Origin of the sequence: Candidatus Nitrosacidococcus sp. I8, assembly GCF_945836005.1 — a bacterium.
Classification (GTDB): Bacteria; Pseudomonadota; Gammaproteobacteria; order Nitrosococcales; family Nitrosococcaceae; genus Nitrosacidococcus.
Map to the genome: position 1 here is coordinate 278,408 of NZ_OX241534.1, position 14,356 is coordinate 292,763.

9 protein-coding genes and 3 pseudogenes are annotated in these 14,356 nt (G+C 38.2%); 4 read left to right on the top strand and 8 right to left on the bottom strand.

Features of this window, described 5'->3' with window-relative positions; all coding sequences use genetic code 11:
- Window position 1 precedes the first annotated feature (1 nt).
- The 4 genes from OOL07_RS01420 to OOL07_RS01435 all read right to left on the bottom strand — a co-directional run bounded on the left by OOL07_RS01420 (window position 2) and on the right by OOL07_RS01435 (window position 4,469).
- On the bottom strand, window positions 2-709 hold the full coding sequence (locus OOL07_RS01420) for a hypothetical protein (protein ID WP_264694452.1): 708 nt from the start codon (window positions 707-709) through the stop codon (window positions 2-4).
- A 384-nt stretch (window positions 710-1,093) separates the two neighbouring features.
- Window positions 1,094-2,392, bottom strand: coding sequence for an N-acetylmuramoyl-L-alanine amidase (locus OOL07_RS01425; RefSeq protein WP_264694453.1), 1,299 nt, complete (start codon window positions 2,390-2,392; stop codon window positions 1,094-1,096).
- Between the two features lie 108 nt (window positions 2,393-2,500).
- Entirely contained in the window at window positions 2,501-2,977 is a 477-nt protein-coding gene (gene tsaE, locus OOL07_RS01430; protein ID WP_264694454.1) for a tRNA (adenosine(37)-N6)-threonylcarbamoyltransferase complex ATPase subunit type 1 TsaE, read from the bottom strand.
- The gene (locus tag OOL07_RS01435; protein ID WP_264694455.1) at window positions 2,949-4,469 is read right to left on the bottom strand and encodes an NAD(P)H-hydrate dehydratase; all 1,521 of its coding nucleotides are present in this window, start codon (window positions 4,467-4,469) and stop codon (window positions 2,949-2,951) included. The genes tsaE and OOL07_RS01435 overlap by 29 nt, the downstream gene beginning before the upstream one ends.
- Window positions 4,470-4,668: 199 nt before the next feature.
- On the opposite strand from OOL07_RS01435, the gene OOL07_RS01440 reads away from it, so the two are divergent.
- Window positions 4,669-5,526, top strand: a complete 858-nt coding sequence (locus OOL07_RS01440) for a sulfurtransferase (protein ID WP_264694456.1) — start codon at window positions 4,669-4,671, stop codon at window positions 5,524-5,526.
- A gap of 1 nt (window position 5,527) precedes the next feature.
- On the opposite strand, the gene orn is transcribed toward OOL07_RS01440, so the two are convergent.
- On the bottom strand, window positions 5,528-6,082 hold the full coding sequence (orn, locus tag OOL07_RS01445; RefSeq protein ID WP_264694457.1) for an oligoribonuclease: 555 nt from the start codon (window positions 6,080-6,082) through the stop codon (window positions 5,528-5,530).
- 86 nt (window positions 6,083-6,168) lie between these two features.
- On the opposite strand from orn, the gene OOL07_RS01450 reads away from it, so the two are divergent.
- Window positions 6,169-7,422 carry a M48 family metallopeptidase gene (locus OOL07_RS01450; protein ID WP_264694458.1) on the top strand — a complete coding sequence of 418 codons (1,254 nt, stop codon included), beginning with the start codon at window positions 6,169-6,171 and terminating at the stop codon, window positions 7,420-7,422.
- Window positions 7,423-7,560: 138 nt separating this feature from the next.
- Here OOL07_RS01450 and ada read toward each other — a convergent pair.
- From ada to trxB, 3 genes and pseudogenes are all read right to left on the bottom strand, one after another.
- Window positions 7,561-8,623, bottom strand: a pseudogene (gene ada / locus OOL07_RS01455) (bifunctional DNA-binding transcriptional regulator/O6-methylguanine-DNA methyltransferase Ada).
- A 333-nt stretch (window positions 8,624-8,956) separates the two neighbouring features.
- Window positions 8,957-9,346, bottom strand: a complete 390-nt coding sequence (locus OOL07_RS01460) for an ester cyclase (protein WP_264694459.1) — start codon at window positions 9,344-9,346, stop codon at window positions 8,957-8,959.
- Between the two features lie 314 nt (window positions 9,347-9,660).
- Complete coding sequence (trxB, locus tag OOL07_RS01465; RefSeq protein WP_264694460.1) at window positions 9,661-10,623, bottom strand: thioredoxin-disulfide reductase; 963 nt, start codon at window positions 10,621-10,623, stop codon at window positions 9,661-9,663.
- A 417-nt stretch (window positions 10,624-11,040) separates the two neighbouring features.
- On the opposite strand from trxB, the pseudogene OOL07_RS09200 reads away from it, so the two are divergent.
- Both OOL07_RS09200 and OOL07_RS09205 read left to right on the top strand, forming a co-directional pair.
- Window positions 11,041-11,628: pseudogene (locus tag OOL07_RS09200) on the top strand (DNA translocase FtsK 4TM domain-containing protein); the annotation flags it as partial.
- A 1,239-nt stretch (window positions 11,629-12,867) separates the two neighbouring features.
- Window positions 12,868-14,346: pseudogene (locus OOL07_RS09205) on the top strand (DNA translocase FtsK); the annotation flags it as partial.
- Between the last annotated feature and the right edge of the window lie 10 nt (window positions 14,347-14,356).

Here is a 14,356-nt window from a genome sequence, read left to right on the forward strand (position 1 = left end):
ATTAAAACCATCCATAGCTAAAATTACTAATATAAATTGTCCAGTTACTGCCCCCCGGTACTGAGCCAATAAATAAGCCTTTAGCACTAAAATCTAAATTTGGGGCTAAAATTGGTGGATTCCACTTTTGTCCCGGAACAAGAACCTGTAATTGTTTCCAAGGAGTTACTGTAACTAAGTTGCCATTTTGGTATTCTTGAACTTGATAAGCCACCCAAGTATTATTATTTGCTTGGATATCCATATGATAAGAATGATATGGCTGTAGTTCAGCCCCGCAGCTATTAGGACCATTATAAGTTTTACTCTGCCAATCTTGAGACTGAGGCACAGTAGGTAAGCCAGTTTGTGCCCGGCCTTCAATCTGGGTAGTAAAAGTCATATTTGCACCACATCCATCACTAGATTGCGAGTTATTCCCAAAGAAAGCTCCCCAACCATGGAGGACTTGTTTAAAGAAAGGCACAATAATATTGTGGGTTGGCTGTTGCTGTGTTCCGTAGTTGGTACTGGTATAAAAATTAAACCCAACCCACTGGGTGTTTACAGTATTAGAAGTGGTCGTCGTAAGGCAATAATAATTACCAAAAACCTGCCCTGATGAATCTCCATAAATCGTAAAATTAGTAGGTATGGGGCATTTCTGTTCAGATTCATTAGGCCCACTTGATTGAGTACTATAATTGTCTAGCTTATCTGGCTCTTGCAAAGGCAGTATGCCAATTTGAAACCCAGCCGCTTTTAATTCATCAAGTTCAGCTTGATCTACATTAGCTCGGGTTACATCATAAGTATTATTTTTAGGATCAAAATCTAGCTTAATTCTAAAAAATTGCCCTGTTTCTTCATCTTGTTGGATATAGACGGTTGGCTTGGAGTCTGTCTGTGCATCAAGGGCAAAGCATATGGGGGAGCAGCTATCAGCATCCCAATGAGGAAAAGAGTGTACCTAGAAAATATCATTTTATTTACCTCCGGAGTAAATGAATCGTCTCTAGGTCATTCTAGCACTTTTTAAAAAAGTTAAATGCCTTAAAGGTAGTACAAAATATTTGTATTGCAAGAAATAATTCTAGTAAATTTTTTACTTTAATTAAGGAATTAGTAAAGTATCCCCTCGATTAATAAAATCCCCCTTAATGCCATTGGCTAATCGAAGTTCATTTAAGCTTACTTCATATCGCTGTGCTAGCCCTGAAAGGGTCTCTCCGGGAGCAATTATATGTTGACGTTGAACAAGAAGAGTCTTGGGTAAGGGGTTATGATAAAAATAAGCCCGAATCCCATTCATAATGGCTTGAGCGATTTGTAGTTGCTGGTTCGGGTTATTGAGTTTTCTTTCTTCTGCGGGATTAGAGATAAATGCAGTTTCTACTAGTATAGAAGGGATATCAGGAGATTTAAGGACAGCAAAACCAGCATGTTGGACGTTTGTGCTATGCACTGTGCCTACTTTTTGAAGTTGGGTAAGAATATTGCTCGCCGCCTTTAAGCTCGCTTGCCTAGAGGAAGTTTGGGATAAATCTAGTAAAAGATGTGCGACCGAATTATCTTTACCTTTGATTTGCACCCCACCAATAAGATCGGATTCATTTTCTTTTTGGGCTAAATAGCGAGCAGCAGCATTGCTAGCTCCCTGCTCTGAAAGGGTAAACACCGAAGCGCCTTGGGCTCTAGGATGTAAAAAAGCATCGGCATGGATAGAGATAAATAAATTAGCTTTGGCTTGCCGTGCCTTTTTGATTCGATCATATAGCCCTACGTAATAGTCACTATTTCTGATCATCAGGGGTTCCATTCCCGGTTCTTGATCGACTAACTGGGCAAGTTTTTTAGCAATGGCTAGTACAATATCTTTTTCTTTACTTTTTTTAGCACCAATAGCACCCGGATCTTCCCCTCCATGACCTGCATCAATGGCAATCAATATAGATTGTGTAGTAGTGGAGACTTTAAGGGTTTTAGACTGAGTGATTACTTTTTTAGGACCAGTTTGGGTGAGATCAATGACTAATCGATAGCCTAAATTTTTATAAGGCCTAAGTAAGTAACTACTATAAGTAGCTGTCTGATTTAAATCGAGGACAATACGTAAAATACCATTATTTTTCCTATCGCTTCGTACTCCATAAACCAATCCGTTATCAAAATTATTTTGAGGTAGAGGTTGTTTTAAGTAGGTATCTGCAATATCAATCACAACCCGATCTGGTTGGGTTAAAGTGAACATTCGATATTCAGCAGTGGTGTTTAAATCAAAAACCAGCCTCGTTTTTTCTGTAGCAGACCATACCCGCATTCCTTCTATTTGAGTGGCAGAGAGTGCTATAGAAGTGGTTGCTAAAAATAAAGTAAATAGCCAGCCTATTTTTTTTAGTAAAAACTTAGACATTGGAATTTTAGGATAGCCTTTAAAATTATCGAAGGTTAATTAAAAAACCAGAATATATATTTATTTATTAGATAGATAGATGGTTTTGTTATCTTAACTTATTAGGTTTTAGCAGTGTACCATACCATCTAATAAAATACTTCCTTTAGCTGTATGTGCTTGTAAGGAAGCTAATCTGCCTTCTATCTCTGTATACGTTAAGTGAATTTGAAGATCAGGGAGGGGAATCTGGTCTTGGGCATATTCGGGCCATTCAATTAGACAAATTGCTTGTTGGTTAAAATAATCCTCAATACCGATAAATTCTAATTCTCTCGAATTAGATAGGCGATAGAAATCAAAATGATATACGTTCAAATCGTGATTTAAGGTGTAGGATTCAACAAGAGCGTAAGTGGGGCTTTTTACAATTCCTTCATGCCCTAACGCAGTTAAAAAGCCACGAGTTAATGTGGTTTTTCCTGCTCCTAACTCGCCAATCAGAAAAATAATTAAACCTCCTTTTTTTGTTTTGTATTCTGTTGCAAGATTTCCTCCCAGCTTTAGGGTATCTTGCTCAGTCGCTAAATTGATAGTGAGATTCATTGACTACTTTTAAGTTAACTAGGTGTTGTAAATAGGGCATGAGATCGCTTGCCATAAGTCCTCGCTCTCCATGAATTTGTGCGACTTGATCTCCAGCCGTACCATGGAGCAATACCCCTAGACGAGCAGCTTCTATTAAGGTTAGTCCTTGGGCAAGTAAACCACCAATCACCCCCGAGAGCACATCCCCCATCCCTCCTGTTGCCATACCTGGATTACCTGCAGTAGATAAGCCTAGGGGTTGATTTTCTCCACAGACTAATGTGCCATTTCCTTTAAGAATACTTACACCTCCATAGCGTTGCTGTAAGGTACGAGCAGCAGTAAATCTATCTTGCTGGATTTCTAGCGTACTGTTATTTAACAACCGTCCTGCCTCGGCAGGATGGGGGGTTATCACCCAATGGTCATGTTTTACAGGATTTTTAGCAAGTAAATTTAAGGCATCTGCATCGACTACTAAAGGGCGAGAAGAAACATTTAAAATTTGATGAAACATCATTTGGGACCAAGCACTTTGTCCTAATCCAGGTCCAATAATAATAACAGTCGCTTTGTTTAATAAAGGTGTTAACTGTTCTATGTTTTCTACCCCATGGCACATAAGTTCAGGGCGAGTTAAATTAAGCAAAATAGCATGAGATTTACGAGTAGCAATACTGACTAAACCTGCACCTACTCGGTAGGCGGCTTCTCCAGCCATACGCACTGCTCCAGACATACCTTCTTCACCACCTATAATAAGCACGTGGCCATAGGAACCCTTATGTCCAGAAGGTATACGAAATGGAAGAACAGACAATTCTTTTTGAAGGTTTAAGCGATATACTTCAGGGGTGATACTTTTATAGGCACAATCTGGCAATTGTAAGGAATCAAAACTGACTTTACCACAATGATTAGATCCTAAATAAGTGAACATGCCTTGCTTAAGGCCTATTAGGCTTACAGTTAAATTAGCTTTTACCGCAACTCCTAATATATTTCCTGTATCGCCGCAAAGCCCAGAGGGAATATCTATGGAAAGTACAGGATGATCAAAACTATTAATCCCGTGAATTGCCTTTGCCCACATTCCAGTAATTTCCCGATTAATTCCTGTGCCAAAAATAGCATCTACAATAACATCGCTACATTTAAGATATTGAGGGTGAAAGGGAAGGATAGGGATGCCTCTATTAATAAAACTTTGCTTTGCCTGAAGGGCATCTGCATTGAGCTTACTACCATCGCCTATTTGACATAAAATAATATAAAGACCCATTTCATGGGCGAGACGAGCGAGTATATAGCCATCTCCACCATTATTACCTGACCCACACACCACAACGATCCGCCGCGCATAGGGCCAATGCTTCCGTAATTGTTTAAGAGCAACAACCCCTGCACGCTCCATGAGGGTAATACTAGGAATTTTTAGCTGTTCAATAGCGTATTGATCTAATTGACGTACTTGATGCACTTTATATAGGGCGAAGGGTAAAAACTCCATTTTTATCTTAATTTTTTAAATAAACTATTGATTTTTATTAAAGAAATAAGTAATTAAAGTAGGGTTAATTCCTAATTATATAATTACTTAGGAAAATCTTGAAATAGATAGGGTCTAATTAGCGTTATTCATTTTTGTTGCGTAGAATTATTAAGGTTATCTTTAATATATATGTATTACTTCATCACTAAAAACTCCTATGAATCACAAAACACCCTTAATTAATATTGACGAATTTGCTCAAATTCAAAATAAAGATCAACTTCTGATTGTAGATTGTAGATTTAATCCTGCTGCTCCAGAAGAAGGTTATCAAAGTTATCTTTCTGCTCATATCCCAGGGGCAGTTTATGCTCATTTAAATAATCAGCTCTCTGATCTTTCCAAACAAGGGAAGGATTTGTTAGGAAAACAACCCTTACCGAGTGCTGAACAATGGGCAGTAACCCTAAGTAGTTGGGGCTGGAATCCAGATCTTTCTGTAATCGCCTATGATGATTCAGGGGCTATGTTAGCAGCAGCTAGGCTATGGTGGATCATGCACTGGATGAATGTGCCAGTACGAATTTTAGATGGAGGATTTTCTGCTTATCAAAAAGCCGGACATCCTGCTGAGTCAGGAACAATAGAACGTACTTCTACTCAGATTGCCCCGGTGGTATTTGATCTTAATAAAGCCATCTTTACTCAAAATCTCCGTCGTGCGGTGGATAATCATGAGGTATGTGTTGTTGACGCACGCCCTCAAGATCGATTCTTAGGTAAAAATAATGCAGATCCAGTTCCCGGTCATATTCCCGGTGCAGTGCATCGTTTTGCAGCAGAGAATTTACAAGAAGACAAGCACTTTTGTACATCATCCCATTTACGAGGAGATTTTCTAAAATTGGTAGGAGATCGGGATCCAAGTACCATAGTTCATTCCTGTGGGTCAGGTGTATTTGCTTGCCAAAATCTATTGGCAATGGAAATTGCAGGACTCCACGGATCTAAATTATATGCACCTTCTTGGAGTGGTTGGACCAGCGATCCAGAAAACCCAGTTACTACAGGCTAATTTAAGATTCGGGTAATCGAATAAAGTGAGTACGATAATAGGTGAGCTCTTGAATAGATTCATGAATATCAGCTAGGGCAAGATGGGCACTGCCTTTTTTAAATCCCTTAGGGATTTCTGGTACCCAGCGTTTTGCAAGCTCCTTAATCGTACTCACATCTAAATTACGGTAATGAAAGTAAGATTCTAGCTTTTGCATATGGCGGGCTAAAAATCGCCGATCTTGGCAAATGCTGTTGCCGCACATGGGAGAACTATTGGGTAAGGTATATTCACTGAGAAACGCTAGGGTTTGCTCCTCTGCCATTTGCTCATTAATGGTACTATTACGTACCCGATCGGTTAATCCAGATTTTCCATGCTGTTTGGTATTCCACTCATCCATCCTATTTAAAACATTGTCTTCTTGATAAATAGCAAATACTGGACCTTCTGCGAGCACATTAAGATGTTTGTCGGTAACCACTGTGGCGATTTCTAAAATCATATCTTGTGTGGTATTTAGACCGCTCATTTCTAAATCTATCCAGATTAAATTACTTGGATCTTGAGCCATGAATCAATTACCTGTAATAGTATAATAATTGTGTTACATTCTAACAGAAGCCGTTTTTAAATAGACTTAGCCAAAGAATTACTGCCATGACTATCTATAGCTCATTATTTGTTGTCATTATTTGTATCATGTTAGGGGTAGAGTTATGGCTCGCCCGCCGTCAGTTTTATCATGTAGTAAATCATCGGGAGCAAGTACCCCAGCTTTTTGAAGAGCATATTTCCCTTGCAGAACATCAAAAGGCAGCCGATTATACGGTAGCTAAACTTAAAGTAAGCATGATTAATGGGGTTTTAGATGTGCTTATTGTTTTAGTTTGGACTTTAGGCGGGGGCTTAGAGTGGTTAGATCATTTTTGGCAAGCACGTGGGTGGGGAGAAATTTCCACAGGAGTTGCAGTACTCATTAGTTTTGGCTTAATCGGTACTTTAATAGATTTGCCCATCAGTATTTATCGTACCTTTGTTCTTGAGCAAAAATTTGGATTCAACCGAATGACTGCGGCAATATTTTTTCAAGATCTCATCAAGCAAAGCGTATTAATGCTTGCTATTGGTGTACCTGTGACGTTTGGTGCACTTTGGCTGATGGGGCATATGGGAGATCACTGGTGGCTTTATCTTTGGTTAGCTTGGCTTAGTTTTTCTTTACTCATGATGTGGGCTTATCCCGCATTTATTGCTCCATTTTTTAATAAATTTACTCCTTTGGAAGATGAAGAGCTTAGAAGTAGGGTGGAGGATTTACTTACTCGTTGTGGCTTTAAAAGCCAAGGGATTTTTATTATGGATGGCTCTCGTAGATCGGGGCATGGTAATGCCTATTTTACTGGACTAGGAAGTAATAAACGGATTGTATTTTTCGATACTTTATTAGAATCTTTAACTCCTGAACAAATTGAAGCTGTACTTGCTCATGAGTTAGGACATTTTAAATGCCGCCATATTGTTAAAAATATAGTGGTAATGTCCTTACTTAGTTTAGGAGGATTAGCTCTATTAGGTTGGCTAAGCGATCAGCCTACTTTTTATCAGAGCTTAGGAATAAGTCATCCATCTACCTATATGGCACTGGTTTTATTTATGATTATTGTGCCTATCTTAAGCTTCTTTTTGCATCCTATATTGACTTATATGTCTCGTCGCTATGAGTTTGAAGCTGATGATTTTGCAGCAAAGACTGCCAATAGCCAAGACTTAGCACAAGCACTCGTAAAGCTCTATAAAGAAAACGCTAATACGCTGACACCTGATCCGATTCATTCAGCTATTTACGACTCTCATCCACCAGCCCCGATTCGTCTTGCTCATCTGCAGGCTTATGAAGTAAAAACTGCTTAATAGATTCTGCCAGAAACATGGTAAATAAAAAGAGCGATCTTTCTTTAGGCTAGTAAGCTAGAAAATTGCTCTTTTTATTTTCTTAGTAATTTTTTGTATTTTCTCATTACTAATAGATTTTCATTTATAATCATCGTTCTAAACTTGAGCTTCACGACGTAACAATTCACGCTTACGATCTATACCCCAACGATAGCCCGTAAGATCACCATTCAGTCGTATTACACGATGGCATGGAATAGCTATAGCAATGGTTTTTTGCGCAGGCATTAGCAACGGCACGTACTGCTTTGGGCAAACCAATACGTTTTGCAATCTCCGTATAACTAACAGTAGTACCTAAAGGAATCTTACGTAGGGCACTCCAGACACGCTCCTGAAAGGCAGTACCTTGAATATCTAATGGTAGATGTAATCCAATTGAAGGTGCTTCAATAAACCCTACAACTTTGGCTACTAATTGCTCAAATTGGTTATCACAACCTATAATTTCAGCCTTAGGAAATTGATCTTGTAAATCGTACACAAGCGTATTTGGATCATCTCCTAGTAAAATAGTACAAATACCACGTTGACTCTGGGCTACTAGGATAGCTCCTAATGAACATTGCCCCACTGCAAAACGAATAATTACACCATTACCTCCCGCTCGATAGTCCCTTGGTCGCATTCCCAATAATCGATCTGAGAATTCATAGAATCGGCTATTAGAATTAAAACCTGCATTATAAATAGCATTCGTAATGGATGAGTTCGATCTACGGAGTTCTTTGCGTAGCTTGCTAGATCGATATGCTGAACTATACGCTTTAGGGGTTAGCCCAGTTTCAGTCTTGAATAAACGATGAAAATAATATGGGCTTAACCCTATCCTAGCTGCCAACCTGTCTAGCTGAAGTGGTGTCTCTGATGTTTCGATGATACGGCAAGCACGAGCGATCAATACAGTGTGTTGCATAGTTGTTTTAATCTGATCACTATTAATACGGAGACTACAACGATAACCTGCCGCTTCAGCGGCTTCTGGGGTATTAAAAAATTCTACATTTTTACGCCTAGGTAGCCGTGCTGCCGAGCTTGGCTGACAATATACCCCTGTAGTACGCACTGCGTAAACAAAATGACCATCAGCGGCAGCGTCTCGTGTTTGTATAGCTGCCCAGCGTTCATCCTCAGTTTCATAAGCAATAGCCAACTTCATTTCATCAGTCCTGTTATTGTTAATGACAAGAGCTAAAATAATGTGAAACTCAGTCGCAAGCACTCTGTTTCTTGCAATTAAATTTCTAAAACTATCGCTGTATTTTGAAAAATTAAATAAATTACCTATTTATTTAACAGTATATATAAAGCTGTTATTTACTATCTTTTAATTCTTTAGGAATAATTATTTCTAACACTTGTGACGTGTAAGCTGTTAACTCTGAAGAGCTTATAGGAGAGAATATAAGGAAATATATTTTTGGTAAGCGATAGAAAATAGGCAAAAATGCCAGCTTGAAATAGCTGGCATTCTTTTAATATTCTAAGTAATTTATGAAATTTTTTGTTCTGGTGTGATCAGACTAAGTTGAGTAAGTGCAGTCACTCCATCATCATAGCCAATTTCTTCTAGAATTTGACCATTAACTACTTTCAATACTGAAGTACCACTGAAATGCATTTTGCGACCAGTTGCAGTAGGCAATCCACCAACGGTAAAATCAGAAAACTCGGGACCTGTATGAGTGCCACCACCTTCCCATTGACCCACTACATAATCTCCTTCTGCAATTAAATTAGCCGTGCACCAAAAATTGAGATCAGGGAATGCAGCACGAAAGTCAGTTATAAAGGCTTTTATAGGTTCACGACCACGGCAAGGATAATGCAGTGAATACTTACTTAGCATATCAGGTGCGGCAATCTCATCTAATAACTGCAATATTAAAATTTACACCCTAGAATTCGGTAAACCAGCGACTGACAATAGCTTTATTTTGCTCTTCTTTACTCATTTAAAAAATCCTCATGAACATTAACATTTTTATCCAGATCATTAAAATTAATTAACTATCTAAACAAAAATATATATACCTAGTTGCTGTTTAACACTCCGATTCTTGCTGTTTATATCAGCTTAAAAATTTAGAATGAACATTAAAAGAGCATTTTTTGCTACAAAAAGATTCTGGCTTCAAAAGACACTCCTAGCCCCTGATTAAGGACTAGAATTATTTGTTTAATAAGTATTAAGTATTATGAGTGAGTTAGGCTATCTAAATATTTATCAGCGTCTAAAGCAGCCATACATCCTGCTCCCGCAGAGGTAACTGCTTGTTGGTAAACTGAGTCCATCACATCACCTGCTGCAAACACTCCCGGAACACTAGTCTGAGTTGCAAATCCCCGTCTACCTCCTTGTACTAGAAGATAGCCATGTTCCATCTCAAGCTGCCCTTGGAAAATATCCGTATTAGGTTTATGACCAATGGCAATAAATACCCCATGGACGGGTATTTCAGTAAGTTTATGGTTTAGCGTATCTTCAATGTATACCCCTGTGACTCCAGCATCATCTCCTAGTACTTCTTTTAGAGTATGATTCCAATGAATAGTTACATTACCTTTCTCTGATTTTTGTAGGAGTCGATTTGCTAGAATCTTTTCAGATCTAAAAGAATCTCGGCGATGGATGACATAAACATGACTGGCGATATTAGCAAGATAAAGAGCTTCTTCCACTGCTGTGTTACCACCGCCTACAACTGCTACAGGTTTGTTACGATAGAAAAACCCATCACAGGTGGCACAAGCAGAAACACCACACCCCATATAAGTTTGTTCTGAGGGCAGGCCAAGGTATTTTGCAGAAGCACCAGTAGCAATAATGACTGCATCTGCAGTATAAACACCAGAATCTCCCGTTAATGTAAAAGGTTTTTTAGAAAAATCAGTTTTAACTATTTGATCATGCACAATTTGAGTACCAAAACGTTCTGCATGCTTACGCATTCGCTCCATTAAATCTGGTCCTTGAACTCCTTGATCATCCCCTGGCCAATTATCAACATCAGTCGTGGTTGTCAGCTGCCCCCCCTGTTCTAAACCAGAAATTAATACTGGATCAAGAGCAGCACGAGCGGCATAAACAGCAGCAGTATAGCCGGCTGGACCAGATCCTAAAATAAGTAAACGGCAATGCTTAATTTTCTCAGACATGGATAACTCCATTTAAGGTTTTTTATTTTTCTATAGCTATAATGATATTAATAGCCAGATTTTAATTATATTCAGAATACGGTATTAAGGGTGTACATAGTAGAAAAGATTAAATTCAAGTTATTGTGTAACAAACTGAGATTGCTATAATAAACAATTAGGTTCAGATGAACCCCCATAGCTATTTTATGGTCTCTAAATATGAGAGATTTTAATTCCTATCTTATTTGGCTATATATAGCCCACATTCTAAAACAAGGTGAAATTCTTGACTAGTTCTCTTGAATTTACTTTATTTTGATTTAAATTTTTTATTTATTTAGGTATCTAAAATAAATGTAAAAAAGTAAATTTATTAAAGTTTGAATAGCTAGAAACAATAAGTGTTGCTTTATATAAAAATAGGTTGTTTTTGTTATGGCTCAAGCCTCTACCATCACCAAGCGTTCTAGAAATCGTATACCTATCAGTTTGCATATTAATCATCGGGTTAAAGAGGGGATATTTATTGCCTCTCTTGCAATAGCTGCTTATCTCTTTATTTGTTTACTCACCTACACACCCAGCGATCCTAGTTGGTCTCATACGGGAAACGCCGAACAAAGTGCTCATAATAGTGGAGGAAAAGTAGGAGCATGGCTAGCAGACCTTCTTTATTATTTAATGGGACATCCTGCCTATTTGCTACCCATGGCAATGACATATACTGGGCTTTTCGCATTAAGTAAACGTAAAGTTTGCCAAAAAAAATACCTCATCTACTCTTGGTTATTTAGAGTTATAGGATTTATTTTAACTCTAGGGGCCATATCTGGTTTAGCTGCTCAGTATTTTTCAAATATTCCTGCTGGATCCTTACCTAATGTAGAAGGGGGATTATTAGGTGTTACGCTTCAGCATAGCCTAGATTCTATAGTTGGTTTTTTAGGCACAACGGTAATTCTATTAGGATTCTTTTTTACTGGAATTAGCTGGTTTATTCCATTTTCTTGGCTTCAAGTAATGGATAAAACTGGCGGTTTTATTCTTAAAACTATAGAAAATAAGCATAAATTTTTTCCAGAAAAAATGGAGAGTGTTAAAAAAATAACGCATAGAACTCAGCTATTCAAAATACCTATTTTTGAATCTCCTGAGAAAGTACTTAGTAATAAAGATCGCATTGAACCTACCTTAGACGGAGAAAATCAAGCAGCCATAAACACTAATATAGGTCAAGGGTTAAATACGACTGCCGAAAGTAAAAATCAATCTCCACCTGCTAAGGTTAGTATTTCTTCCAATTCTAATACAAGAGAAAATTCCCAAGCAGAGACAGCTACACTGATATCAGATCCTCCAATAACTTCTGAGGATCATTCTATAAAAACAGATAGCGATCCATCATCTCAGCAAGTAGCAAATCCCTCTCTCTCTGAAGGAATAGGAGATCGAGAGAATATAGATTCAGTGAATCAAATATCTACAGAAGATATAAATATACAGAATCAATCTGAATTAGAAACGTATGAGCATAAAAACGCAACAAATTCCGCAAATATAAATACAGGGGGGATACCCTATACTGATAGGCTGACTAGTACTAGGTTTAAATTTAATCCAAATTTAGGAATCAACAGCAATACCATACAAAAACCAATACCTAATAATCACCCTGTTAAAGAGGTACCCTCTCAAAACCGGAATACTCTCCCTACCCATACAAATGTAATCCAACAGCGATCAATAGAATCAGGCCAACCTCACACTTTACAGCAAAATCAAAGAATTACGGCAGTGGGCTTAAAGGCAAACAATAGTAATTCTACTAACGAAATATCATCTCATTTTCAGGAGATTATCTCATCCAACACTGATATATCTAGGCACAAACCACGTGAATCAGTTCAATCACAACAAGTTCAAAGACCAATCTCAACTGGGTTAGGGGTAAATAATGGTAATCCATTTAGAGCAATATCTCTTCAAAATAAAAAAATTACTCCTACTTCCCATGAAGATATAATCCGAAATCAGCCTATAGAATCAACTCAACCTCCGCAACAAAACCAAAGATCTACAGTAGTAGAGTTAAAGGTAAATAGTAGTAATTCTCTTAATGAAACAGTGCCTCATATTCAGGAAAATCCATTAGACTCACACTTAAAAGAAACAGCAGTAGAAGTAGTAAATTTTCAGTCGAAGTTTAAGAGGCAGGACCAAAATTCTGGGGTATCTTTTTCTTTATCTAACTTAAATAATACGTTACCTCCTTTATCTTTATTAGATAAACCCTCTGCTTCACAAAAAGGATATTCCGAGGAAGAGCTTGAAGTACTTTCTCGCCAAGTAGAGGAGAATTTAAGTGATTTTGGGGTTGAAGTACAAGTAGTTGATGCATATCCAGGACCAGTAATTACTAGTTTTGAATTACAACCTGCTCCAGGAGTAAAAGTCAGCAGAATTTCAGGGCTGGCTAAAGATTTAGCTCGTGCCCTTTCAGTACTTAGTGTTCGTGTAGTAGAAGTTGTACCTGGAAAACCGGTAGTAGGTTTAGAAATCCCTAATGAAGTCCGAGAAATTGTCTATCTCTCTGAAGTTTTATCTTGTATTGATTCTAGTATTCGGGAAGGCTCTTTAACCCTTGCCCTAGGGAAAGATATTACTGGAAATCCAGTCACAGTGGATCTTACTAAAATGCCCCATTTATTAGTAGCAGGAACTACAGGATCTGGAAAATCAGTGGCAATTAATACCATGATTTTAAGCCTGATCTATAGGATGACACCTGATATGGTACGGCTTATTCTCATTGATCCTAAAATGCTAGAACTCTCAGTCTACGAGGGTATTCCCCATCTGCTTGCACCTGTTGTGATTGACATGAGTGAGGCAGGAAATGCACTGCGTTGGTGTGTTACTGAAATGGAGCGTCGTTACCGCCTTATGGCAGCACTAGGTGTGCGTAACTTAGCAGGGTTTAACCATAAAGTAAAAAGTGCTATTCAAGCTAACCAACCTTTAGCAAACCCTTTACATCCATCACATCTAAATAGCAATGATGGGGCTCCATTACTTGAACCATTACCAATGATCGTCGTAGTTATTGATGAACTTGCAGATATGATGATGGTTGTAGGTAAAAAAGTAGAGGAGTCTATTGCACGATTAGCCCAAAAAGCACGAGCTGCTGGAATTCACTTAATTTTAGCAACCCAAAGACCCTCTGTAGATGTTATCACTGGGTTAATTAAAGCTAATATTCCTACTCGTATTGCATTTCAAGTTTCATCTAGAATTGATTCTAGAACAATCCTTGATCAAACAGGAGCTGAACAACTTTTAGGTCAAGGGGATATGCTTTATCTCCCCCCAGGTACAGCGGTGCCAGAACGAATACATGGTGCATTTGTTGATGATCACGAAATACATGAAGTAGTTGGATTTATAAAACAACAAGGCACACCTAAATATATAGAAGAAATTACCCAAGGAGTCCCAGAATTTAGAGAGGGTAGTTCCGGAGCAAATGGTAGTGATTCTGAAGATGATCCCCTCTATGATGAAGCAGTACGCATAGTAACTGAAACCCAGCGAGCTTCAGTTTCAGGGGTACAAAGAAGGTTAAGGATTGGGTATAATCGGGCAGCTCGGCTAGTTGAAACAATGGAGCAAACTGGAATTGTAGGTCCAATGCAAGCAAATGGTAATCGAGAAGTGCTTGCTCCTCCTCCACCGGAATAATTTTTATTCA

Excerpts from the sequence above, each read along its gene's own strand:
- OOL07_RS01425 (WP_264694453.1), bottom strand. The coding sequence starts at position 2,392 with ATGTCTAAGTTTTTACTAAAAAAAATAGGCTGGCTATTTACTTTATTT.
- tsaE (WP_264694454.1), bottom strand. The coding sequence starts at position 2,977 with ATGAATCTCACTATCAATTTAGCGACTGAGCAAGATACCCTAAAGCTG.
- OOL07_RS01435 (WP_264694455.1), bottom strand. The coding sequence starts at position 4,469 with ATGGAGTTTTTACCCTTCGCCCTATATAAAGTGCATCAAGTACGTCAA.
- OOL07_RS01440 (WP_264694456.1), top strand. The coding sequence starts at position 4,669 with ATGAATCACAAAACACCCTTAATTAATATTGACGAATTTGCTCAAATT.
- orn (WP_264694457.1), bottom strand. The coding sequence starts at position 6,082 with ATGGCTCAAGATCCAAGTAATTTAATCTGGATAGATTTAGAAATGAGC.
- OOL07_RS01450 (WP_264694458.1), top strand. The coding sequence starts at position 6,169 with ATGACTATCTATAGCTCATTATTTGTTGTCATTATTTGTATCATGTTA.
- trxB (WP_264694460.1), bottom strand. The coding sequence starts at position 10,623 with ATGTCTGAGAAAATTAAGCATTGCCGTTTACTTATTTTAGGATCTGGT.